The sequence below is a fragment of the Carboxylicivirga mesophila genome, from assembly GCF_018271975.1.
Lineage (GTDB): Bacteria > Bacteroidota > Bacteroidia > Bacteroidales > Marinilabiliaceae > Carboxylicivirga > Carboxylicivirga mesophila.
The window spans coordinates 135117-158666 of the sequence record NZ_JAGUCN010000009.1 but is presented as its reverse complement, the minus strand read 5'-3'; the positions used below and the strand labels follow the sequence as shown (position 1 = coordinate 158666).

Below are 23550 nucleotides of genomic sequence, written 5' to 3'. Positions count from 1 at the left end.
AATTATATAATGATGAAGGAAAAGGTAGTATTAGCGTACAGTGGAGGTTTAGATACTTCGTTTTGTGTAAAGTATCTGGCTGAAGAGAAAAATCTGGAGATTTACTCGGCCATTGCCAACACGGGTGGATTTAGCGAAAGTGAGCTAAACGACATCGAGACAAAAGCATATGAACTGGGCGTAGCAAAGCATGCAACGCTTGATGTAACTAAGCGCTACTACCGACGCTGCATCCGTTATATGATTTATGGGAATGTGCTGAAAAATAATACTTACCCTTTGTCGGTAAGCTCAGAGCGTATCTTTCAGGCCTTAGCCATTGTTGATTACGCTCGTTCAATCGGGGCTAAATACATCGCCCATGGTAGTACAGGTGCGGGAAATGATCAGATACGTTTTGACCTGACGTTTCAGGTCTTAGCTCCGGATATTAAGGTGATTGCACCCATTCGTGATTTAAAGCTGTCGCGCGATGAGGAGATTAATTACTTGAAGGAACGTGGCGTGGTGCGCGACTGGACCAAGATGGAATACTCCATTAATAAAGGATTGTGGGGAACAAGTGTGGGTGGTAAGGAAACCTTAACGTCCAATCAGACCTTGCCAGAAGAAGCTTATCCAAGTCAATTGGAGAAAGATGGTGAAGAGACCATGGAATTGGGCTTTGTGAAAGGTGAATTGGCCACAGTGAATAACGAGGTGTACGACGACCCGATTGAAGCCATTAAGAAAATAGAAAGCCTGGGTGCTGCCTATGCCATTGGTCGTGATATGCATGTGGGTGATACCATTATTGGTATCAAAGGACGTGTAGGCTTTGAAGCGGCTGCTCCACTGTTGATTATCAATGCTCACCGTGTGCTGGAGAAGCATGTGCTCACCAAATGGCAGATGCACTGGAAAGAACAGTTAGCTAACTGGTATGGCATGTTTCTGCACGAATCGCAATACCTGGAGCCGGTAATGAGAGATATTGAGAAGTTCCTGGAGAGTTCGCAGAGCAATGTAACGGGAAAGGTTATTGTCAAGCTCAAGCCTTATCGTTTCGAGGTGGTAGGTATTGAATCTGATCACGATTTAATGAGCGATGTGTTTGGCGAGTATGGCGAGATGAATAAAGCCTGGACAGCTCAGGATGTGGAAGGTTTCACCACCATTATGGCCACACCAATGAAAATATTTAATGCGGTCAATAAGGGCCAGTTAGAACTAAACGATAGCGATGATTAAGGTAGGCATCATAGGTGGAGCCGGTTACACGGCGGGTGAGTTGATTCGGATATTGCTGAATCACCCCAAAGCCGATATTACTTATGCTCAGAGTACAAGTCAGGCTGGTTTGCCGGTTACTAGCATTCATACTGATTTGGTTGGCGAAACGGAGCTGTCGTTTGTGGCTGAACCTGATTATGCGGTTGATGTCTTGTTTTTATGCATGGGGCATGGGCGTTCGCGCAGTTTTGTTAAAGCTATTCCGGCTGATTTTAAAGGAAAAATTATTGATCTGAGCAATGATTATCGCCTGAAGGAAACAGCTGATGGATTTGTGTATGGCCTGCCAGAGCTGAATAAGAAGCGTATTCAAAAGGCTGATAAAATTGCCAACCCTGGTTGTTTTGCAACAGCCATTCAGGTTGCTCTTTTGCCTTTGGCTGAAGCCGGCAAGCTAAATGAAGTGCATGTGCATGCTATCACCGGTTCAACTGGGGCCGGTCAGGCGTGTTCGGCTACGACACATTTTAGCTGGCGTAATAACAATGCCTCGGTATATAAATCATTTTCTCATCAGCACTTGGGTGAGATTGGTGAGTCCTTGGTGCAATTGCAGCCGGCATTTGCCGAAGCAGTGAACTTTGTACCCATGCGTGGGAATTATCCGCGAGGTATTCTGGCTTCGGTGTATCTGGAGAACGAGCTTGATGACAAAGCTGCACAAGAGCTGTATGAACAATATTATGCAGAGCATCCATTTACGCACGTTGTACATAGTAGTCCGGATGTAAAGCAAGTGGTAAATACCAACAAGGCATTGGTAAGTGTGAAAAAACACGGAACGAAACTACATATTATCAGCGTGATTGATAACCTGCTGAAGGGGGCATCAGGTCAGGCTGTGCAAAATATGAATCTTTTATTTGGTTTGGATGAAGCAGAAGGTCTTCGTTTAAAACCTGTAGCGTTTTAAGTGGGTTAAAGAACTTACTTGTTACAGGTTATTTGGTTTAAATTTTAGGTGTTCATTCTTCTTTGTATGAAGACCAACTGCTTTGAGTGCCGTGGGCCCTGTGCCTGCGGTACTTCATCCTAAGCAAAGTTATACAATTAGATTTTATCGATTAGTAATAAGGAGCCATTGCTATGAACTTATTTGAGGTATACTCATTATTTGATATAACCCCAGTGAGGGGAGAAGACTGTTATGTGTGGGACGATAAGGGCAACAGGTACCTCGATTTATATGGAGGTCACGCCGTTATTTCTGTGGGACACAGCCATCCGCATTATGTCGACAGGTTGACTTCGCAGTTAAAGCAGATAGGCTTTTACAGTAATTCGGTTCAAAACCCTATGCAGCAAGAGTTAGCTCAGAAGCTTGGGGTTTTAAGTGATATGGAAGATTATCAGCTGTTTCTGTGTAATTCGGGTGCTGAAGCCAACGAAAACGCACTGAAGCTGGCATCATTTCACACGGGGCGGAGTAAAATTGTGGCCTTCGAAAGAGGGTTTCATGGTAGAACCTCCGGAGCTGTTGCTGCAACAGACAATCCGAAGATTATTGCGCCATTTAACAGCCGCCATCAAATTGAGATTGTGGCCTGGGAGGATATCGCGGCTGTCGAAAAGGCGCTTTCGGGCAACGATGTGGCTGCTGTTATCATTGAAGGCATTCAGGGTATTGGAGGAATTCATATGCCCTCAGCCGATTTTCTGAAGCAGTTACATACGGTCTGTCATAAATACTCAACGTTATTAATCCTGGATGAAATTCAATCAGGATATGGACGAAGCGGTAAGTTTTTTGCTTTTCAGTATGCCGGTATTCAACCGGATATAGTCACCGTGGCCAAAGGAATGGGTAATGGTTTTCCAATAGGAGGAGTGTTGATTGCATCCCACATAAAGGCACAGCCGGGTATGTTGGGCACAACTTTCGGCGGGAATTATCTGGCATGCGCAGCTGCGTTAGCTGTAATTGAGATTATGGATGAAGAAAAGCTCATTGAAAATGCCTGCCAGCAAGGCGAAACTTTGATGCAGGAACTTAAACGATTTAGTCATTTTAAGTCAGTTAGGGGTGCTGGCCTGATGATTGCTGTTGATGGGCATGAAAAAATATCAAGTTTAAGAAAGGACTTATTAATAAAAAAACATATTTTTACCGGCGTTTCCGGCACATACACATTGAGGTTATTACCTCCAATGACTCTTAAAGGGAGTCATATTGGGGAATTTATATCCGGCCTTGAAGAGGCTTTGGATAGTGGATAATAAATGATACAATGGTAAAATCGTATTGGAACGAAGAATGGAAAGAGGTTGAGTTTGAAGAAGGAGCATTGCAAAAGAGGTATGCTATTTCAAACTACGGAAGGATTATTAGTTACACCAACAAAATCGAGGACGGCGATTACATAAGGGGTGGAAAGTTAAGGGGATATCCAACATTGCCTTTAAGGCCCAATGGTAAGTCAAAAACGTTCTATATTCACAAGTTGGTAGCTGAATTATTTTTACCTAAAGCCTCCGAGGATCAAAAATTTGTAATCCACCTGGATTATAACAAATCAAACAATTACGCTAAGAATCTAAAGTGGGCAAGCAAATCAGAGATGTTTGCTCATCAGCAAGGTAATCCATCTGTTCTAGAAGCTCGAGAGAAGCAAAAAGGACGGAAGACACAACAAGGTCATAAGCTAAGTGCCACGCAGGTTATGCGATTGAAGAAGAAGATTAACGATCCGAATCGCAAAACACGCTTAAAGTTAATAGCCAGGGAGTTTGGCATTAGTGAGATGCAACTATACAGAATTAAATCGGGTGAAAACTGGGCGCACGTAAATGTTGAGGTGCCTGAACAGGAACGAGATTAGACTTTAAGTCGGGTTTTTGATGGTTTTTACCTAAATTTATAAGTTCAAACAGTGTTTTTCTTATAGGTTGACGTAAGAATAACTCAAAAATCTACAGCATGAAAGTTAATAAGCTTGCTATTATTGGTGGCGGTAATCTGGGTACCGCCATTGCCAAAGGCCTTTTAGCAAACGGTCTTTTAGAAGCCTCACAGATATACATTACCAGGCGTCGTACTGCCTTGCTGAATGAGTTTCTGGAAAAAGGTGTTAATGTTTCAAATGATAACCGGCTGGCAGCGTCAGGTGCCGATGTTATCCTCCTTGGTGTTAAACCGTATCAGCTTGAGCAGGTTGTTAAAGAGATTGGTCCTGAGTTAAACCCCAATACCATTCTAATATCCCTGGCAACTGGTATTTCCTCCGAAAGTATTCAGAGTTTTTGCCCAGTGAAGCTGCCAATATTCCGTGCTATGCCCAATACGGCTATTGAGATTGGCGAGTCAATGACTTGTGTGTCGGCCTATAATGCCAACCAGGAGCAGGAAGATCAGGTACTTGAGTTATTTTCTCAGATGGGACAGGCCTTGATTATCCCGGAGGAACTAATGGCTGCATCTACCGTATTGGCTGCTTGTGGTATAGCTTATGCCATGCGCTTTATTAGAGCAGCAACACAAGGCGGTATCGAAATAGGTTTTGGTTCGAAGCTGGCCTTGCAAATTTCTGCCCAAACCATTAAAGGAGCAGCCGATCTGCTTATTCAAAAGGGGACTCACCCTGAGGATGAAATTGATAAGGTAACAACACCACGTGGTGTAACCATATCGGGTCTTAACGAGATGGAACACCAGGGCTTTAGCTCTTCATTAATCAAAGGCTTATTAACGTCGTTTAATAAAATTGAAAACGGAAAGTAGCGCATGTACGAGAAGGTTTGTATAAAGATTGGGTCTAATGTGTTGGCTAATTCTGAGGGCGGCTTGAATAAGAGTCGTATCAATGAATTAGTGATGCAGATCGCCCGTTTGCATAAAGCAGGCAAAAAACTGGTGTTGGTGTCATCCGGTGCTGTTGCTGCTGCCCGCAACTCTGTGGCTGTTGATAAAAAGATGGATCGGGTGTCGCAGCGTCAGCTATTGTCATCAGTTGGGCAAGTGAAGTTGATGAACCTATACGCGCAGCTGTTCGATTTGCATGATATTCCAATCGCCCAGGTGTTAGTGACTAAGCAGGATTTTAGTACACGGGAGCATTACCTCAATATGAAAAACTGCGTGGAGGCTTTATGGGAAAGTGGCGTTTTACCGGTTGTTAATGAGAATGATGCGGTGTCTGTTACAGCCCTCATGTTTACTGATAATGATGAGCTGAGCGGAATGATGGCTTCGATGATGCAGTGTGACGGATTAATCATCCTTTCAAATGTAGATGGTATTTATAATGGACATCCGGATGATGAGGATGCCAATGTGATTCCTGTTATCCAGGCCGATGAAAAAGATTTATCGAAATACATTTCAGCTGCCAAATCTGATTTTGGACGAGGGGGGATGCTGACCAAGTGCCGTGTTGCTCAAAAGTCTGCCATGTCGGGTATTCATGTACACATTGCCAATGGTCAGCAAGACGGTATTCTTACCGATTTATTCACCGATTGTAAAGCAATAAGGCATACACATTTTACTGCTGGAGAGGGCTATCCGGCCGTTAAGCAGTGGATTGCATACTCCGAAGGTTTTGCAAAAGCAGAGGTGTGTATTAATCAGGGAGCCATCGAAGCCTTGTGCTCATCTAAAGCTACCAGCCTGTTATTGGCTGGAGTGGTTGAGTTTTATGGTGATTTTGAAAAAGGCGATCTGATAAAAATAGTGAATGAACAGAAGCAGACCATTGGTATTGGGAAGGCTTCATATAGTATAGATAAAGCAAACAAACACAGACAGGATAGTAAGTATAAACCACTGGTGCATTACGATTACCTCTATGTTTTTCCTGAATTCTTAAGTTGAATCATCAAACCTACAACCATGTATCAAGCATATTTCGAAAAAGTAAAACAAGCCTCAAGGGAACTCACCCGCTTAAGTGCAGATAAGACTGCTGCCGTATTGGAAGAGCTCAGCCATATGCTGAAAAATTCAGTAGCTGATATATTGACTGCTAATCAAAAGGATTTAGACCGGATGGATGAAGCTGATCCGAAGTATGACCGTTTGAAGTTAACAGCTGAGCGTATTGAGGGCATAGCAGACGCTTTACTTAATGTGGCAAATTTACCTTGTCCTGTTGGCGATATACTCGAAGAACGTAAGCTTGATAACGGACTTGAACTTAAGAAAATAAGAGTGGCGCTGGGTGTTGTAGGTGTTATCTATGAGGCACGGCCGAATGTAACTATTGATGTGTTCGCCTTGTGTTTGCGTTCAGGTAATGCCTGTGTGCTGAAAGGAGGGAGTGATGCTGAATACAGCAATGAAGTATTGGTGAATATTATTCATTCGGTTTTGAAACAGATGCAAATTAACCCTGATATTGTGCAATTGCTGCCGGCTGATCGAAAGGCTACTGATGCCCTAATGGCGGCCGTTGGTTATGTTGATGTACTGATTCCGAGAGGCTCACAAGGCTTAATTAATTCAGTTCGCGATAATGCCAAATTGCCGGTTATTGAAACAGGTGCCGGCATTGTTCATACCTATTTTGATGCCTCCGGTAATATGGAACTGGGGCAAAAGGTGGTGTTCAATGCTAAAACACGCCGTGTGAGTGTTTGTAATGCTTTGGATTGCTTAGTGCTGCACAAAAGCCGTTTGAATGATTTACCTGTACTGGTGAAACCAATGGCTGAAAAACATGTGGTCATTTATGCCGATGAAGAAGCTTATGAACATCTGCAGAATGTATATCCTGATGCGCTTTTGAAAAAGGCCGCTGCAGATGATTTTGGTACTGAGTTCCTGTCGCATAAGCTCGCTATTAAAACAGTAGAGTCTTTTGATGAAGCACTGGATCATATTTATAAATACAGCTCAAAGCATAGTGAAGCTATCATTGCTGAGGATCAGGATGTGATTGAACGCTACCTGAATGAAGTGGATGCCGCAGCGGTGTATGTAAATGCCAGTACCGCTTTTACGGATGGAGCTCAGTTTGGTTTGGGAGCTGAAATAGGAATAAGTACGCAAAAACTGCATGCTCGCGGACCCATGGGATTACAAGAACTAACTTCTTATAAATGGATAGTATTAGGTGAAGGGCAAGTACGACCTGCTTAGAATGGTCTTGGTGCGATTGACAAATGGTGCTTCGTAGCTTATAGTGCACTAACATGCGGCATGGTGTTAAATGGTAGGATATAATGGTGAGAATGACTATCAAGCTGGCATCTGGTTTGTCATATTGGTGTCGAAGTCTCAGGGTTCTGTTGATATTATAAAAAATGAAAAAATAGACATATGAAAAGATTTTTAACGGTTGATGATATAGGTGATTTGGGGCAAGCTCTAAAAGAAGCTGCTGAAGTTAAAAAAACACCCTATGCATGGGATACTCTTGGTAAGAACAAAACCATTACCCTGATATTTTTTAACTCAAGTCTGCGAACTCGTCTTAGCACGCAAAAGGCCGCAATGAATTTGGGTATGAATGTGATTGTGCTTGATGTTAATAAAGATGGCTGGCAGCTGGAAACTGAATTTGGCGTGGTGATGGATGGCGATAAGCCCGAGCATTTACGTGAGGCAGTGCCTGTTATTGGTCGTTATTGCGATATCATTGGCGTGCGTTCATTTGCCTCTTTTGAAGATAAAAAGGCCGATTATGAAGAGGAAATCCTGAATCAGTTTATCAATTTTGCAGGTGTGCCAATTATTAGTATGGAATCAGCCACGCGACATCCTCTGCAGGCTTTTGCCGATTTATTCACCATTGAAGAATTTAAGAATAAAGAAAGACCTAAAGTTGTGCTTACATGGGCACCACACCCAAGGGCTCTGCCTCAGGCCGTGCCTAATTCCTTTGTTGAGTGGATGAAGGTGGCTGACGTTGATTTGGTGGTGACACATCCCAAAGGTTATGAGTTGTCTCCTGAATTTACCGATGGTGTGACTGTAGAATATGATCAGAAGAAGGCGTTTGAGGATGCCGACTTTATCTATGCTAAAAACTGGGCTTCATATGAGCAGTATGGACAGCTCTTAAGTCAGGATAAAAGTTGGACGGTTGATGAAGAAAAGATGTCATTAACCAATGATGCCAGGTTTATGCACTGTTTGCCTGTACGTCGTAATATGATTGTGACAGATGGAGTTATTGATAGTGAGAACAGTATTGTGATTGACGAAGCAGCCAATCGTGTTGTTTCTGCTCAGGTGGTTATTAAACGGATGTTAGAAGCATTAAAATAAGCGTATGCACGATAGATTAACCATTGTAAAAGTTGGAGGTAAGGTTGTTGAAGAACCGGACGCTTTAAGTTTGTTCATAAAGGATTTTGCCAGTATAGCGGGTAAAAAAATTTTGGTTCACGGAGGTGGACGATCGGCCACAACAATTGCTGCTCAACTCGGTATAGAGACCAGGATGGTCGATGGCCGGCGTATCACCGATAAGTCCATGCTTGATGTGGTAGTGATGGTGTATGGTGGTTTAGTAAATAAAAATGTGGTGGCACAATTGCAGGCGCTCAATAAGCAGGCTGTGGGGCTGACTGGTGCCGATTTAGATTTGGTACGAGCCGTGAAACGCCCGGTTAAGGATATTGATTATGGCTACGCAGGTGACGTCACTGCCGTAAATACTGAGCATATAGAGGAGTTGATTGCCAATGGTGTTGTGCCTGTGGTAGCCCCTCTGACCCATGATGGCCAAGGGCAGCTGCTAAATACCAATGCTGATACGATGGCGGCCGAATTAGCCAAGGCTTTTGCTAGAATCTACCGGGTTCAACTGGTCTATTGCTTCGAAAAGAAAGGGGTGCTGGAAGATCCTTCTAATGATAACTCGGTTATTGCTCACCTTAGCCATGGCCAGTTTGAGCAGCATAAGCAAAGTGGGGTGATTAATGAAGGCATGATTCCTAAATTGGATAATGGCTTTTCAGCGATTAAGTACGGCGTTTCTGAGGTGTTTATTACCAATACAGATGGTTTAAAAACTGGTTTTTCAACCGGAACACGGCTATCCTTTAATGATTAGTATGACAGATAAATTAGAACTATATTCCAGTGAAGCAATTGAGTTACTAAAGGTGTTGATTTCAACCCGGTCATTTAGTCGTGAAGAGGATGAAGTGGCCACCATTATGTACGATTTTCTTAAGCAGAAAGGCTTGCAGGTGAATCGACAGGGAAATAATGTGTGGTGCTGGGCTAAGGCAAAAGATGCCACAAAGCCTACTGTTTTATTGAATTCGCACCTTGATACCGTAAAGCCATCGTCAAAATGGACCTATCAACCGGTTCGGGCCACACTCGAGGGCGACAAGCTAACCGGTCTGGGAAGTAATGATGCAGGCGGTCCGCTGGTAGCGCTTATGGCAGCATTTCTTTGCCTGAAAGATGAGGCATTGGATTATAATCTGGTATTTGCAGCCACTGCCGAAGAAGAAATATCAGGGGCTAATGGAGTGGCATCAATATTGCCTGAGCTGGGCAAAATAGATTTAGGTATTGTTGGTGAGCCCACGCAAATGCAAATGGCTGTTGCAGAAAAAGGCCTGATGGTGCTTGATTGTGAAGCACACGGAAGAACCGGACATGCCGCTCGTGAAGAGGGCGATAATGCATTGTATAAAGCGCTTAAAGATATTGAGTGGTTCAGGACATACAAGTTTGAGAAAGTATCGCCTCATTTGGGACCGGTTAAGATGACTGTCACGCAAATTGAAGCTGGAAGTCAGCATAATGTTGTACCCGATTCATGCCGTTTTGTGGTTGATGTAAGGTTCAATGAATGTTATAGTAATGTTGAACTGCATCAATTTATTAGTAGCCAGGTGGAATGTGATGTGAAGCCACGTTCGTACAGGTTGAACAGCTCGGCTATTGCTTTGAACCATCCACTGGTCAAACGGGGTATTGATTTGGGGCTGTCATATTATGGCTCGCCAACCACATCCGATCAGGCCGTAATGAATTTTACAACCGTTAAAATTGGTTGTGGAGACTCGGCTCGATCACATACGCCCGACGAATATATTTATCTCTCCGAAATAAAGGAAGGCGTTGAGATATACTACAAACTACTTAATGGTTTGTGTCTTATTGACCAGGATGTTGTTTATAAGAAGTAAAAATAGTGACAAAAGTCATATAAATTGCTCAAAAAATATTTAATTATAAATAAAAAGTAAATATATTTGCCAATTCGAAAGATAGAGGTGCTTGATGCTAACGAATAGTAACTTTCTTTTGGAGTGGTAGTTATTCAATCAACATAAAAGGATAAGTTATGAAGCTTTGGGATAAAGGAACCTCTGTGAATAAACGAATTGAGGAATTTACGGTTGGACGCGACCGTGAGCTGGATGTATTTCTGGCGCCTTTCGACATTTTGGGAACCATGGCGCATATTACCATGCTTGAAGGCGTTGGTTTGTTGTCTAAAGATGAGCTGAATGAGCTGTTGAAGGCACTTAGAGCTATTTATCAGCAAGCAGTTGATGGCCAGTTTGTAATTGAAGAGGGCATTGAAGATGTGCATTCTCAGGTTGAACTGATGCTGACTCGTCAACTGGGTGATGTTGGTAAGAAGGTTCATAGTGGCCGCTCACGCAATGATCAGGTGTTGGTCGATTTAAAGCTATATACACGTAGTCGTATTGAAGATGTGGTAAATGCTGTGGACAGACTGTTTAAAATACTTCAGCATAAGAGTAATGAGCATAAAGATGTGCTGATTCCGGGCTATACGCACCTTCAGGTGGCTATGCCATCATCATTTGGTGTATGGTTTGGCGCATTTGCCGAAAGTTTGGCCGATGATCTGCTGTTAATGCAGGCTGCCTGGCGAACAGCTAATCAAAATCCACTTGGCACAGCTGCTGGTTATGGCTCCTCATTTCCTTTGAACCGGACTCAGACAACCGAATTGTTAGGATTTGAGGATTTGAACTATAATGTGGGCTATGCGCAAATGGCAAGGGGGAAGATGGAACGAACGGTGGCCTATGCCCTGTCTTCTGTTGCTCAAACGTTGGGCAAGTTAGCGGTTGACGGCTGTTTGTTTACCAGTCAGAATTTCGGATTTCTGAAGTTGCCAGATGAACTGACAACAGGTTCAAGTATTATGCCACATAAGAAGAATCCTGATGTGTTTGAATTGTTAAGGGCGCATTGTAACAAGCTGCAGGCTTTGCCTGAGACAATTGGTATGATAACTGCCAACTTGCCAACAGGTTATTTCAGAGATTTGCAGTTGATTAAAGAAGTGTTTATGCCTGCTTTTGATGAGCTATTGGACTGTTTGGATGTGGCCACTTTTGCTATCGAGAATATTGAGGTAAAGACTGATGTGATGCAGGATGAGAAGTATAAGCTGGCTTTTAGTGTTGAAGAGGTGAATAAGTTGGTATTGAGTGGTGTTCCATTCAGGGATGCTTATAAACAAGTTGGTTTGGCAATAGAAGCCGGCCAGTTTGATACAGACGGTAAAGTTAATCATAGCCATGAGGGCTCAATAGGGAACCTTTGTAACGATAGAGTTGAACTTAAAAAAGATAAGATAATTAAGGAATTTGGTTTTGATAAAGTTGATAAAGCTTTAAAAAGCCTTTTAAAATAATATTGCGTATGACATTGTATGAGAAATTGGCGAAGGATGCGGTTGCATCAAGTGATATTGATAAGTCATTATTTGATAATTTCAGTGTTAAAAGAGGTTTGCGAAATGCCGATTTCTCAGGCGTATTGGTTGGATTAACAACTATTGGAGATGTTGAGGGCTACGATAAAGCTGATGGAAAACTGGTACCAAAGGATGGTAAACTATTCTATCGGGGTGTAGAACTTAAGGATCTCGCCAAAGGTTTTCAGTCGCAAAAAAGACATGGTTTTGAAGAAACGGCTTACCTGTTATTATCAGGAAGTTTACCCAATTCTGAAGAATTAAAAGCTTTTACAGCAGAGTTGGAAGAGGAGAGGCATTTGCCACCATTCTTTTCAAAGAACATGATTCTCTCCCTGCGTGGCAGAGATATCATGAACATGCTGGCTCGCTCGGTACTTGGGCTTTACACAGCCGATGATAATGCTGAGGATCTGTCACCTGAAAATCTGGTTAAACAAGCAGTTAGTCTAATTGCCAAATTTCCTGTCATTGTGGCCTACTCGTATTTTGGTATGCGCCATTCTTTTCAGAAAAAATCACTGGTCATACGTCATCCACAACCGGGATTGAGTACGGCAGAGAATTTTCTGTATATGCTGAAGGGAGATAACTATTCGAAGCTGGAAGCTGATTTACTTGATCTTTCCCTGGTAATACATGCCGAACACGGTGGAGGTAATAACTCGTCTTTTACGACGCGAGTGGTCAGTTCGGCACAAACCGATACTTATTCGGCCATTGCAGCAGCTTTAGGCTCACTAAAAGGTGGCTTACATGGAGGGGCTAACCTAAAGGTGATGGACATGATGGAGAACATTAAAGCCAATGTTCAGAACTGGCGCGATGAAAATGAGATTAAGGCTTACCTTTTAAAGATACTAAAGAAAGAAGCATTTGATAATACCGGAAAAATATACGGTATTGGACATGCCATCTATACTAATTCAGACCCGCGTGCAGTACTGCTCAAAGAGAAGGCCGAAGCACTGGCCATTGAAAAGGGCAGGTTAGATGAGTTTCACTTATATGCTGCCATTGAAAGACTGGCGCCACAGGTGTTCTATGATTTTAAAGGAGCTAATGCAAAAGTGATTTGTGCCAATGTCGATTTCTACAGTGGGTTTGTATACGATTGTTTACAGATACCAAAGGAAATTTATACACCAATTTTTGCGGTTTCGCGCATAGCAGGATGGTGTGCTCACCGAATAGAGGAAGTGACTTTCTCAAGTAAACGCATTATTCGTCCGGCCTATAAAAATGTATGCGACAGGATTGATTACATCGAATTAGACAATAGATAAAGAAGAATTTTTGTTGATTGGGTATGAGGGACCTTTGCATGGGGGAGATTTGCAGGGTCCCTCTTTTTGTATACTTATGCGTAACGTGAAAATATATGTAATAAATATGCAAACAAGGCTTAAAAATTCGGAGGTAATGTAAATAATTATTACATTTGTGCCGCATAAGGGAAGCCCTATGCATGCATTTATTCCAATGGACGGATAAATGCATTTTTTGTGTAGAATTTATTGTAAAAGATTTAAGTATCAGAAGGTATGCCTGAAGTACAAAAGATTAAGCTAGTGTTGGAAGACGGAACTGTCTTCGAAGGAAAATCGTTTGGATACCATAAGTCGGTGGCTGGTGAAGTTGTGTTTAATACCGCCATGACAGGTTATCCCGAGAGTTTGACCGACCCGTCGTATGAAGGGCAAATCCTTGTTTCAACTTATCCACTAATTGGAAACTATGGTGTGCCTAAGAATGATACAGAGAATGGGATTCCTAAGTTTCATGAATCAGATCGCATTCATATTTCAGGACTTGTAATTTCAGATTATTCTTTTGAGTATAGTCACTGGAATGCTGAGAACAGCCTTCGTGAATGGTTGATTCAAAATAAAGTACCTGGTATTTTTGGTATCGACACAAGAGCCCTAACCATGATTTTGCGAGAAAAGGGTTCAATGCTTGGTAAGATTGAGGTGGAAGGAGAAGAAATTGATTTTGTTGATCCTAACAAAGAAAACCTGGTAGCTAAAGTTAGCGTGAAGGAGAAGAAATTGTATGGTAACGGTAAGCACAAAGTAGTGCTGGTTGATACCGGTGCTAAAAACAACATTCTTCGCTGTTTATTGAAACGTGATACAACCGTTATTCGTGTGCCTTGGGATTATGATTTTACACAGGAAGACTATGATGGTATTATGCTGTCAAACGGGCCTGGTGATCCGCAAATGTGCGAAGTAACTATCAAGCATATCCAGAAAGCGATTGAAATTGGTAAGCCGATATTTGGTATTTGTTTAGGTAATCAGCTGTTGGGCATTGCCTCAGGAGCTTCCACTTATAAGTTGAAGTATGGTCACCGTGCACATAATCACCCGGTTATAAAAGTGGGTACAGATACGTGCTATATTACCAGTCAAAACCATGGTTTTGCCATCGATAATGATACTTTGAGTGATGAGTGGGAGCCATTGTTTGTAAACATTAATGATAAAACAAACGAAGGGATTAAGCATAAAACAAAACCTTTCTTTTCAACACAATTCCACCCCGAAGCATCAAGCGGACCAACAGATACTGAGTTTCTGTTTGATGAGTTGATCAAGAATATTGAAGCAAGCAAATAAGAATAATATTTTATATGGGATAAAAAGAGCAGCTGTTGGTTGCTCTTTTTTATTATTTTTAGGTGAGAAATTAAATCACCTATGAAAAATTATCGCCTACCTCTATTACTTTCATTTTTTGTTTTTTGCTGTGTTGATTCAGCTGTTTCCCAGATAAACTGGGAGGTGTGGAATAAGGCTGAGGAAATGTATCAGTCAAAGCAATATGCAGAAGCACTCAATTATTTTGATGAAGTCGAAAGAGACAATCCTTATTATGGTAATACCTATGTTAGGAAAAGTTATATCAACTATCATCTGAAGAATCATCAACAGGCACTCGCCGAACTTGAGCAGGCATATGTATATAAGCCTATTGATTCACAGTATTTCTATATGAAAGGTCAGTTTCTTGATAAAAGCGGTGCGATGGATAATGCGCTTTTTTATTTTGATCTGCTTATTAGTATGGAGCCCAATAATTCCCGCTATCGTAACTATCGCGGGAATATTCATCTTGAATCACAGCATTTTAAAAGTGCTATTAAAGATTATAACTTCGTATTGGCTCGCGAACCCGAAAAGTATAACCTTTATTTTAGTCGGGGTGCAGCTAAGTTCAATCTTAAGATGAAGCGGGAAGCCTGTTTGGATTGGCTATATGCCAGGGAGCATAATAAATCCTGTCAGAATTATTTTTTCTACAAATGTAATAATGAGGATTTAAGACCAATTAATCATCCGGTTTTTCCTGTTGAAAATGTTGTGATGCCTGTTTGTAATGTGGGAAATGATTCAAGCTTAGTAAATTTCATTAGCCTCGAATTGAATTATCCGGATGCTGCCTTATTTAGGCAGGAGGAAGGAATGGTGCTTCTGCAATTCGATATTACTTCTGATGCAAAGATGCAGAATATTAAGGTTCTGCACTCGGTTTCGGACGAGTTGGATCAAGAAGCTTTAAGGCTGATTGAACTGACAAAAGAAAAGTGGGTGGAACCTGCAAAAGTGAATGGGAAGCCTATCCATTCGTCGCACATATTGCCCATCAGTTTCAGAATTGAACAATTGAATTTCTCAGAATGTCAATTGCTTGAAGAATATGAAGAGATTGCAGCAATGGATGCCAATGAAGCTTTTCGGGTAAGTTCTGAATACCTGGTACGTAATCCGTTTGCCATTGAAGCTTATCAACAGCGACAAAATGCCCTTAAATTACTTGGGCATACGGATGAAAAGGATTATGCGGGCATTTACAAGCAAATCAGGTCGTCATCAACGTACCTTCATCCTGAAATTATAAGCTATAGCAAATGTGCAAAACTCTTTTATAATAACGAATGGGAACTTACCATTCCTGCATACGCCAGTTATTACCGTTTGGCCAAGATTGCGAATAGTTTAAGGATTGAAGGAGCATATCAGGATTATCGTATGGATGGAACACTCTACGCTACCGGGCACTTAAATTATGGAAATAAAGATGGTGTCTTTCAGTTTTACTACCCTAACGGACAACTCAAGAGTGAGTATCTGTTTGAGAATGATATGCCATTGGGACTCTGGAAGTTTTATTATGAAGATGGAAGTTCTCAGCATCTCCTAAATGTTAGTGGACAGTCATTTGAGGTTTTAAGCTCATTCGATAGTGCAAGGCAGCAGGTGTTGAAAGATGGTAACGGAACCTGGCAATTTAAGGTGCCTGTGTATAACCATGCCGATACTGTCACCATTTATGGCGAACAGCAGAATAAACTTCGTGAAGGTGAGTGGGGACTGACTTTATCCAACAATATTAGTCTGGTGGAGAAGTATAAAAAAGGGAATTATATTTCAGGAGAATATTCTGAAAACGGCAAGTCGATGACTCTTAATGCCCCTGAAATAAAAGTTAACTTTCTAATTCCGGGTGAAATTCTTAAATCTTCCAAACTTGATCTGGACCCGAAGATTAACAGTTCAGCATACTCGAATATGTTGGATGATTACCGTTTTGAGTATGTTAACAGTCTATAATAGCTATGATGAAGGTGCAGAGCGAATATAAATAGCGTACCAGCGAAATACTTACATGTATTGTCTGCCTTCCGTTAACCTACTTGGATGAATCGATATTAAGGCCTTGCATTGTTTCAAGGCCTATATAAATACTGCCATCAATAGGGCCTGTAAAGCAATTGTTACCAGTCCCAAAATTAACGTGCGATAATAAGCTGTTTTTTCTACTCGTGTCATAGCCATAACTTTGTTGGTTCGCTCATTGTAAATCAAAATGCGTGCCATGTATTCGGCGTAAGTGGCATTATTAGAGTGAGATAACGTTAAAAAGTGTTGGCGCTTTAGCTTTGAGCCGCTTCAGACAGTTCATAGATAAGATCAACTTTCTAACAAATTATTCGAACTAACTATCTTAATTATGATATCTTTATTGGGTGCGTATTGCACGCTATCAACTAATAAATTCAACGTTATGACGGATATTGTAAATATTTATTCAGATACTGAATTAACAGTGTCGCATCTTAAAAACGTATTAGCAGACAAAGGTATCGAGTCAATGATTAAGAATGATTTTGAGTCTGGTGTTTCAGCCGGATTTGTAGCCGGTACAGTAACATCCGTTGATTTGTATGTAATGGCTAAAGATGAGCTTAGGGCGCGCGAGATTGTTGAGCAATTTGTCAATGAGTTAAAGCGATAGATTATGAATTTGCCTTTGGCTGCAGATGTTATTGCTGCTTACGACCGTATAAAAAGTCATATTCATCAGACGCCTGTTTTTACAAGCAAGAGTATTAATCAGATTGTTGGTTGCGAATTGTTTTTTAAGTGCGAAAACCTGCAAAAAGTTGGCGCATTTAAATACCGTGGAGCATGTAATGCAGTATTGTCATTAACAGATGCTCATAAAGCAAAAGGTGTGGCAACTCATTCGTCAGGCAATCATGCAGCCGCATTAGCTTTGGCGGCGCGGGAGAATGGTGCAAAGGCTTATATTGTGATGCCCGAAAATGCGCCTGAAATTAAGAAGAAAGCTGTAGCGGGCTACGGTGCTCAAATAACATTTTGCAAGCCAACGCTTGAGGCAAGAGAATCGACATTAGAACAGGTGGTTCGTGATACCGGTGCTACAATGGTGCATCCATATAACCAGTGGGAGGTTATTTGCGGGCAGGGAACTGCAGCCATGGAATTACTCAGTCAGCAAGGTGATTTAAATACCATCATTACGCCGGTAGGCGGAGGTGGCCTGCTAAGTGGTACAGCAACCTATGTGAAAGAACGATTTCCTGAAGTTAAGGTCATGGCTGGCGAGCCTAAAATGGCCGATGATGCCTATCGCTCCTTTAAAGCAGGTAAGTTTCTCCCTGTTAACAATCCTAATACCATAGCGGATGGCTTAAGAACATCACTAGGGACTTTGACTTTTGAGATAATAAAGAATAAAGTGGATGATATACTGGTGGTTGATGAAGAAAGCATCCGTATAGCCATGCGTATGGTGTGGGAGCGTATGAAGATTATTATTGAGCCATCGTCGGCAGTGCCTTTGGCCGCCATACTTGAGAATAGAGAGGTTTTTGCCAATCAAAAGGTAGGTCTCATAATTTCTGGAGGCAATGTTGATCTGGAAAACCTGCCTTTTTAAACCAGATTCAGATTATTAAAAATGCCCCGACAAAGCCGGGGCATTTAGGGGGAATGTAACAAGTGTGCTACTTCAGTATGTTGAATTACTGACAAGATTCAGATTAACGCAAATACTATGCCATATATACGCTGTTAGTTCCAAATGCGCAGGATATTATTGCTAACCGATGTCTGGTAGACTTTTAGTGGCCATTTGGCGGGGCCTTTTATCACAGCTCCGTATTTAGATGAAATAATAAATTCAGAATTGCATTCCGGGCAGGTTACTATGTCATTACCGGGTTCGACATCAACATAGAAATAACCCGTTTTTTCGTGTTGGTGTGTACACATCAGGTCAAATGCATAAATTTCAGTCTGTGTTAGCTTGCATATGACAACGCCATTAATACCTATTCTCCGACCTTTCACGTCTCGAATTGCTTTAAAAGAATAGCCTGTGTATTGTGGATTATCCAAATCGATTTCGGCTGTGAATCGCACATTAGGAATGATTTCAACAGAATCTTTTTGACAGCTAAGGGCCAATATGCATATTGAAAGTAGTGTTAATAGCTTTTTCATCATCAATTATTTGTCATTAAAACGTAGGTGCGAATGTAATATTGTTGGCTAATTAGCACTATAACATTTGCGTGTTTTTTTATACTAAAAGCCAGTACGCTTAAAGATATCAGGTGTTATTTTTGTTATTGTTCGCTTAAAATTGGTAATTTGGCTCAATATTCAAACCGAAGATTATGGATGATATAGGGAATATACTGTATATATTAGCAATGCTGGCTGCCTTAGTTTTTAGTGCCTTTAAAAAGCAAAAACAGGCTAAAAAGCAAATGCCTGCACCAGATGAACAGGCACCGACCTATCATCCAATGGATGAAGAAGATATTATGGGCGAGTTAAAAGAACTCTTTCAGAAGCCAAAAGTTGAAAAGCCAAAGCCAGCTGCTGTAAAATCACCGGTAAAAAGTCATACAACTCCGTTTCGAACACTCAATAAAGATGTAAAAAAGGCTGCGCCAGTTCCGGCATCAGCTCCGATAGTTCTGGAAGTTGATGAATCTGATGAAGCCTCATTCTTTGATAAGGAACAAATTGATTTAAGGCAAGCTGTTATTTATTCAGAAATACTGAAGCGACCATACGAGTAGAAGGATAGTTGGCTGATATTTAATAAGATTTATTGATGAATAGGTCTTTTTTGAATTTCATTTTAACTTTCATATATTTGTATCAAAGAGTTCTGGGAAATCAGAATTCTTTTATTTTTTTATAATCGTATTAAATTTTTACACGAAGATTTAGTGAAATGCAAAACTTGTTCAGTTAAGCGCTGGGCAATATTTGTATGTTGCTTATGACATAAACAAACTAAAGCCATGAAACATGCCATGGTAAGAAATTCTCAGATAGAAGGATGACAATACAGGCAAGGTATTTATGGATATAATAACTAAAATTTAAAGAGATGAAATATATAACAGAAGGAGGCTTAAAGAAGCTTAAAGACGAGTTACATCAATTGGAAACTTATGAGCGACCTTCGATTTCAAGACAAATTGCTGAAGCTCGTGATAAAGGTGATTTATCTGAAAATGCAGAATATGATGCAGCAAAAGAAGCACAGGGATTGTTGGAAATGCGTATAGCTAAATTAAAAGATACCATCGCAAACAGTCGTATCATTGATGAATCGCGCATTGATACCTCAAAGGTGCAGTTGTTGAATAAGGTGAAAATCAAAAATCTGAAGAATAAGGCTACGATGACCTATACGCTGGTGCCTGAAAGTGAGGCAAATCTGAAGGAAGGTAAGATCTCTATTTCAACTCCAATTGCAAAAGGATTATTAGGCAAAAAAGTTGGTGATCAGGTGGAAATTCAGGTGCCTTCTGGTATGATGACTTTTGAAGTGATCGAAATATCAATTTAACACAAAGAGCCATGTCAACCATTTTCTCGAAAATAATTAATGGCGATATTCCATGTTACAAAATCGCTGAAGACGACCGCTTTTTTGCATTCCTGGATATCAATCCGCTGGCTAAAGGACACACCTTGGTAGTGCCAAAGCAAGAGACTGATTATTTGTTTGATTTGGATGATAATCTTTTGGCTGACATGAATGTGTTTGCCAAAAAGGTTGCCATTGCTCAGAAGCAGGTGATTGACTGCAAACGTGTTGGTGTGGCTGTTTTAGGGCTTGAGGTGCCTCATGCGCACATCCATTTGATTCCGATGAATAGTGAAGCTGACATTAACTTTAGAAATCCAAAGCTTAAGCTGTCTGCAGATGAATTTGAGGCGATAGCGAAAGCTATTCGTGAGCAAGTTAACTTATAATAAAAAAAAACAATCATAGAAATTACTAGGCTGCCCTGAGCAGCCTTTTTTATGTTCTTTAATTAGTTCGTTAGCATATGGGCGTTTGAGTCATAGTGCAGCCGTAAATCCCCTCATTAGGTCGGTCTCTGCTGATCGCCTCAAGCGTTAGATGTTATGCGTACTTTCGGATGTCAAGGCCTTTTTTTGACGAATACATCAATTGTATGGGTAAAGTAGCTCCTGTGAGTGGCTAAAATCATCTCATTTCGCCTTTTTTTAATTATGTTTGTAAGTGATGGAACATTATTAATTATCAAGCGTATAAGATTATCATTGTTGAGCAGTTTTGGGGATGTACGTTTGCTAACAATACTAATGGGATGAAAAATAATCTACTAGTGCTTATTGTGCTTCTACTCAGTGTAGGAGCAGGAAAAGCTTATGCGCAATCGACAGCTATAGTTGAATATAGTCAGACTGCTTTTTGTGAAGATGAGAAAGATGGTGCTGGAGCTGTTAAGGTGAATGTAAAACTTACATTAGGTGGTTCAGGGACTTATAGCTATAGATATGAGTTTGATGCCTTTGGGACTGGAATACCTCAAGAGAGTCGCGATATTGATGTAATAGGTAACCCTGGTGGAGAGACAGTTGTAGATATCCCACTATCATTTTACACGAATGGTTATTTTCAACTATTATACGTAAAAGACAATGGAACTGAAATCGAAAACATTGAAAATACCTATCAAGAAATAACAATCGACGCACTTCCCGTACCGATTATTGACGATATAACTAAAACCTGCCGTAAAGAAACAAGCTTAACTGCCGATCCGGGAGGTGATTACACCAGCATTGATTGGTACCATACTGGTGTTGGTACATTTCTATCCAAATCAGGTACCGAAGCCATATTTGATGCCGATGTTGTTGGCGATTATACCATCACTTATGAGGTGACGAATGGAGAATGTGTGGCAAGGTATAATAAAACAATACCGGTAACTGACGTTGCTATGCCAAGTGCCACCTTTAAGTTTGTCAACGACAGAATTTGTAGTAACGAGAATGGTGTTTTGCAGGTGAATGGTAACCCAAATAACAGGTATGATTTAACACTTTACTATACAGACGGAACAAATGACTACTCTGAAGTCTTAGCATCATCAAATCAGAATATTGAGCTTTTACCATCAGGAGCTGGTGAATTGACCTATACCATGCAAACCCTTATTGATAGTGAAGGGTGTGATGCAGTGATTAATGAAGCCCTGGTATTAGCGGTTGATCGTCAGCCACAGCCAATTATTGAGTTTATTGATGAGGTAAAATGTGGTTCCGACACTACCTTAGTTGTACAATCGTTCGACAGTGGTAATTCATTCGAATGGTCATCATTAGGCAGCAGTGATGGTAGCGGAATTAATTTTGATGATATTAATAGTACAACCACTAAAGTAAGAGTGAATGAGGCGGTTCAGTGGGCCTACGAAAGTTATGATCTTAGGTTTAGAGAATATGTAACTGATAATCCAACATGCAAAGGCGAGAGTTTTGTCACCGTTGAGTTTAATAAGATGCCAAAGAATGTTTCATTAGGCAACGACACCACTGTTTATCTTGATAAAGAATTAACGTTTGCCACAACCGGGTTGGAAGGCATGCCATATAGCTGGAACAGGCAAGAGGATGTTTCTGTTGATGAATCTAGTGTGCCAGTGATGGTAACCATAGAAAATCTGTCGCTAGGTGATAACCAGGTTATTTGCACTATAGAGAATGGTGTTTGTCCTACCGTAATAGCAGAAAAGCTGATACGTGTGAATGAGATCTATCAAACAACGGGTTTTTCTCCGAATGGAGATAATACTAATGAAACTTTCATGATTGGTGGGGCAGCAAATGTGGAGAATAATAAACTGGTAGTGTTTGATGTGACCGGTAAGGTGGTGTATGAAGCCAAGGAGTTTATGAGAAATGCTGCCACGCTTGAAGGCTGGGATGGCTACCAGAATAACGGAGAGCGAAAGGATGGTACCTATTACTACATATTTACCGGCAATGGTATTGAGCCAATAAAGAATTACCTAATCATAAAAGGGAGCACAAAATGAGAAAACTAACCATAAATCTAACACTACTGGTACTTATGCTCCTTACAGTTGCGCCTATCATGGCTCAGAAGGATATTGTGATGAGTCAGTATATGCATAACCGTTATGCACTGAATACAGCCTTTGCTGGTAACAGGGAGGTCTTATCGTTATATGGTGGTTATCGTAAGAAATGGGCTGGTTTTGAAGGCGCCCCTGGTACCATGCTATTCAGTATGCATTCGGCCCTGAAGAATGAGAATGTGGCACTTGGCTTCGAGGTGTATAACCAACAGTATGGTGTTAATAAGGAAACGGGCTTTACATTTTCGTATACCTACCGGATAAAACTGGCCAATCATCAAAAACTGGCTTTTAGTATTAATGGTGGAGGTGGTTTTTATAATGCCAATTGGACAGATGTGGCCACGTTAGGAGGTGCATCGGGACAGTTGGATAATGTTTTTGCTAACAACGAGTCAAACTTTGCGCCAATGATTGGATTTGGTGCAGCCTGGTATTCCAACCGCTTTTTTGCAGGTTTCTCAATTCCCAATTTCTTTTACTACGACCCCTACATTGAAGGTGGGTCTAATAGCTTTGCGTTGAATAAGGCCGATTATCTGGCAACCGCCGGGTATCTGTTCGAAATGGCTGACAGGTGGCATCTTCAACCCAGTTTTATGGCACGGATTAATCCTGAGTTCGGTTCTTCCCTTGATTTGAATGCCTCTGTTATCTATGACAATATGATATGGGTAGGTGCGGCCTACCGAACGACCAAGGATATAGTGGCCATGCTTGCTTATCAGGTAACACCACAGCTGAGGTTCTCCTACAGTTTGGACTATACCACAGGAGAGATAAGCTCATTCAATAATGGAACACACGAAATTGCTATTCAATACGATTTCGGATATAAAGTAAAAACACCAAATCCTAAATTCTTCTAAACCG

Annotated in this window: 22 protein-coding genes; 21 read left to right on the top strand and 1 reads right to left on the bottom strand. The window is 41.1% G+C overall.

The features are described from left to right. Nucleotides 1-9 precede the first annotated feature (9 nt). From KEM09_RS09755 to KEM09_RS09680, 16 genes are all read left to right on the top strand, one after another. A complete protein-coding gene (locus KEM09_RS09755) occupies nt 10-1230 on the top strand; it encodes an argininosuccinate synthase (protein ID WP_244824938.1) in 1221 nt (406 codons plus the stop codon). Next, complete coding sequence (gene argC, locus KEM09_RS09750; RefSeq protein ID WP_212227924.1) at nt 1223-2185, top strand: N-acetyl-gamma-glutamyl-phosphate reductase; 963 nt, start codon at nt 1223-1225, stop codon at nt 2183-2185. The genes KEM09_RS09755 and argC overlap by 8 nt, the downstream gene beginning before the upstream one ends. A gap of 173 nt (nt 2186-2358) precedes the next feature. Continuing rightward, the gene (locus KEM09_RS09745; RefSeq protein ID WP_212227923.1) at nt 2359-3489 is read left to right on the top strand and encodes an aspartate aminotransferase family protein; all 1131 of its coding nucleotides are present in this window, start codon (nt 2359-2361) and stop codon (nt 3487-3489) included. Nucleotides 3490-3500: 11 nt separating this feature from the next. Then, nucleotides 3501-4091, top strand: a complete 591-nt coding sequence (locus KEM09_RS09740; RefSeq protein ID WP_212227922.1) for an NUMOD4 domain-containing protein — start codon at nt 3501-3503, stop codon at nt 4089-4091. A gap of 98 nt (nt 4092-4189) precedes the next feature. Further along, on the top strand, nt 4190-4990 hold the full coding sequence (gene proC, locus KEM09_RS09735; protein WP_212227921.1) for a pyrroline-5-carboxylate reductase: 801 nt from the start codon (nt 4190-4192) through the stop codon (nt 4988-4990). Nucleotides 4991-4993: 3 nt separating this feature from the next. After that, nucleotides 4994-6082: a glutamate 5-kinase gene (proB, locus tag KEM09_RS09730; RefSeq protein ID WP_212227920.1), complete on the top strand. Its 1089-nt coding sequence runs from the start codon at nt 4994-4996 to the stop codon at nt 6080-6082. Between the two features lie 18 nt (nt 6083-6100). Continuing rightward, entirely contained in the window at nt 6101-7348 is a 1248-nt protein-coding gene (locus KEM09_RS09725) for a glutamate-5-semialdehyde dehydrogenase (protein ID WP_212227919.1), read from the top strand. 180 nt (nt 7349-7528) lie between these two features. Continuing rightward, on the top strand, nt 7529-8479 hold the full coding sequence (locus KEM09_RS09720) for an N-acetylornithine carbamoyltransferase (RefSeq protein ID WP_212227918.1): 951 nt from the start codon (nt 7529-7531) through the stop codon (nt 8477-8479). A 4-nt stretch (nt 8480-8483) separates the two neighbouring features. Further along, entirely contained in the window at nt 8484-9269 is a 786-nt protein-coding gene (argB, locus tag KEM09_RS09715; protein WP_212227917.1) for an acetylglutamate kinase, read from the top strand. A 1-nt stretch (nt 9270) separates the two neighbouring features. After that, nucleotides 9271-10365, top strand: coding sequence for a M20 family metallo-hydrolase (locus tag KEM09_RS09710; protein WP_212227916.1), 1095 nt, complete (start codon nt 9271-9273; stop codon nt 10363-10365). 158 nt (nt 10366-10523) lie between these two features. Next, nucleotides 10524-11855, top strand: coding sequence for an argininosuccinate lyase (argH, locus tag KEM09_RS09705; protein WP_212227915.1), 1332 nt, complete (start codon nt 10524-10526; stop codon nt 11853-11855). An 8-nt stretch (nt 11856-11863) separates the two neighbouring features. After that, nucleotides 11864-13204 carry a citrate/2-methylcitrate synthase gene (locus KEM09_RS09700; RefSeq protein WP_212227914.1) on the top strand — a complete coding sequence of 447 codons (1341 nt, stop codon included), beginning with the start codon at nt 11864-11866 and terminating at the stop codon, nt 13202-13204. A gap of 258 nt (nt 13205-13462) precedes the next feature. Beyond that, nucleotides 13463-14542, top strand: a complete 1080-nt coding sequence (carA, locus tag KEM09_RS09695; protein WP_212227913.1) for a glutamine-hydrolyzing carbamoyl-phosphate synthase small subunit — start codon at nt 13463-13465, stop codon at nt 14540-14542. An 81-nt stretch (nt 14543-14623) separates the two neighbouring features. Beyond that, entirely contained in the window at nt 14624-16537 is a 1914-nt protein-coding gene (locus KEM09_RS09690; RefSeq protein WP_212227912.1) for a TonB family protein, read from the top strand. 454 nt (nt 16538-16991) lie between these two features. Then, nucleotides 16992-17222: a putative signal transducing protein gene (locus tag KEM09_RS09685; protein WP_212227911.1), complete on the top strand. Its 231-nt coding sequence runs from the start codon at nt 16992-16994 to the stop codon at nt 17220-17222. A 3-nt stretch (nt 17223-17225) separates the two neighbouring features. Next, nucleotides 17226-18170, top strand: a complete 945-nt coding sequence (locus KEM09_RS09680; protein WP_212227910.1) for a pyridoxal-phosphate dependent enzyme — start codon at nt 17226-17228, stop codon at nt 18168-18170. A 134-nt stretch (nt 18171-18304) separates the two neighbouring features. Here KEM09_RS09680 and KEM09_RS09675 read toward each other — a convergent pair whose 3' ends face one another. Continuing rightward, entirely contained in the window at nt 18305-18736 is a 432-nt protein-coding gene (locus tag KEM09_RS09675; protein WP_212227909.1) for a Rieske (2Fe-2S) protein, read from the bottom strand. Nucleotides 18737-18912: 176 nt separating this feature from the next. On the opposite strand from KEM09_RS09675, the gene KEM09_RS09670 reads away from it, so the two are divergent. From KEM09_RS09670 to KEM09_RS09650, 5 genes are all read left to right on the top strand, one after another. Continuing rightward, nucleotides 18913-19323: a hypothetical protein gene (locus KEM09_RS09670; protein ID WP_212227908.1), complete on the top strand. Its 411-nt coding sequence runs from the start codon at nt 18913-18915 to the stop codon at nt 19321-19323. Nucleotides 19324-19640: 317 nt separating this feature from the next. Further along, a complete protein-coding gene (greA, locus tag KEM09_RS09665) occupies nt 19641-20105 on the top strand; it encodes a transcription elongation factor GreA (RefSeq protein WP_212191615.1) in 465 nt (154 codons plus the stop codon). An 11-nt stretch (nt 20106-20116) separates the two neighbouring features. Further along, nucleotides 20117-20515: an HIT family protein gene (locus KEM09_RS09660; protein ID WP_212227907.1), complete on the top strand. Its 399-nt coding sequence runs from the start codon at nt 20117-20119 to the stop codon at nt 20513-20515. A gap of 362 nt (nt 20516-20877) precedes the next feature. Further along, nucleotides 20878-22614 (top strand): T9SS type B sorting domain-containing protein, encoded by a 1737-nt coding sequence (locus tag KEM09_RS09655; RefSeq protein WP_212227906.1) that lies wholly within the window; start codon nt 20878-20880, stop codon nt 22612-22614. Then, a complete protein-coding gene (locus tag KEM09_RS09650; protein WP_212227905.1) occupies nt 22611-23546 on the top strand; it encodes a PorP/SprF family type IX secretion system membrane protein in 936 nt (311 codons plus the stop codon). Before KEM09_RS09655 ends, KEM09_RS09650 begins: the two co-directional genes overlap by 4 nt. Nucleotides 23547-23550: the final 4 nt, after the last annotated feature.

Coding starts and splice junctions, on each gene's coding strand:
- KEM09_RS09740 (WP_212227922.1), top strand. CDS start 3,501: ATGGTAAAATCGTATTGGAACGAAGAATGGAAAGAGGTTGAGTTTGAA.
- argB (WP_212227917.1), top strand. CDS start 8,484: ATGCACGATAGATTAACCATTGTAAAAGTTGGAGGTAAGGTTGTTGAA.
- KEM09_RS09685 (WP_212227911.1), top strand. CDS start 16,992: ATGACGGATATTGTAAATATTTATTCAGATACTGAATTAACAGTGTCG.
- carA (WP_212227913.1), top strand. CDS start 13,463: ATGCCTGAAGTACAAAAGATTAAGCTAGTGTTGGAAGACGGAACTGTC.
- KEM09_RS09755 (WP_244824938.1), top strand. CDS start 10: ATGATGAAGGAAAAGGTAGTATTAGCGTACAGTGGAGGTTTAGATACT.
- KEM09_RS09660 (WP_212227907.1), top strand. CDS start 20,117: ATGTCAACCATTTTCTCGAAAATAATTAATGGCGATATTCCATGTTAC.
- greA (WP_212191615.1), top strand. CDS start 19,641: ATGAAATATATAACAGAAGGAGGCTTAAAGAAGCTTAAAGACGAGTTA.
- argC (WP_212227924.1), top strand. CDS start 1,223: ATGATTAAGGTAGGCATCATAGGTGGAGCCGGTTACACGGCGGGTGAG.
- KEM09_RS09675 (WP_212227909.1), bottom strand. CDS start 18,736: ATGAAAAAGCTATTAACACTACTTTCAATATGCATATTGGCCCTTAGC.
- KEM09_RS09650 (WP_212227905.1), top strand. CDS start 22,611: ATGAGAAAACTAACCATAAATCTAACACTACTGGTACTTATGCTCCTT.
- KEM09_RS09670 (WP_212227908.1), top strand. CDS start 18,913: ATGGATGATATAGGGAATATACTGTATATATTAGCAATGCTGGCTGCC.
- KEM09_RS09710 (WP_212227916.1), top strand. CDS start 9,271: ATGACAGATAAATTAGAACTATATTCCAGTGAAGCAATTGAGTTACTA.
- proB (WP_212227920.1), top strand. CDS start 4,994: ATGTACGAGAAGGTTTGTATAAAGATTGGGTCTAATGTGTTGGCTAAT.
- argH (WP_212227915.1), top strand. CDS start 10,524: ATGAAGCTTTGGGATAAAGGAACCTCTGTGAATAAACGAATTGAGGAA.
- KEM09_RS09725 (WP_212227919.1), top strand. CDS start 6,101: ATGTATCAAGCATATTTCGAAAAAGTAAAACAAGCCTCAAGGGAACTC.
- KEM09_RS09680 (WP_212227910.1), top strand. CDS start 17,226: ATGAATTTGCCTTTGGCTGCAGATGTTATTGCTGCTTACGACCGTATA.
- KEM09_RS09690 (WP_212227912.1), top strand. CDS start 14,624: ATGAAAAATTATCGCCTACCTCTATTACTTTCATTTTTTGTTTTTTGC.
- KEM09_RS09745 (WP_212227923.1), top strand. CDS start 2,359: ATGAACTTATTTGAGGTATACTCATTATTTGATATAACCCCAGTGAGG.
- KEM09_RS09720 (WP_212227918.1), top strand. CDS start 7,529: ATGAAAAGATTTTTAACGGTTGATGATATAGGTGATTTGGGGCAAGCT.
- KEM09_RS09700 (WP_212227914.1), top strand. CDS start 11,864: ATGACATTGTATGAGAAATTGGCGAAGGATGCGGTTGCATCAAGTGAT.
- KEM09_RS09655 (WP_212227906.1), top strand. CDS start 20,878: ATGAAAAATAATCTACTAGTGCTTATTGTGCTTCTACTCAGTGTAGGA.
- proC (WP_212227921.1), top strand. CDS start 4,190: ATGAAAGTTAATAAGCTTGCTATTATTGGTGGCGGTAATCTGGGTACC.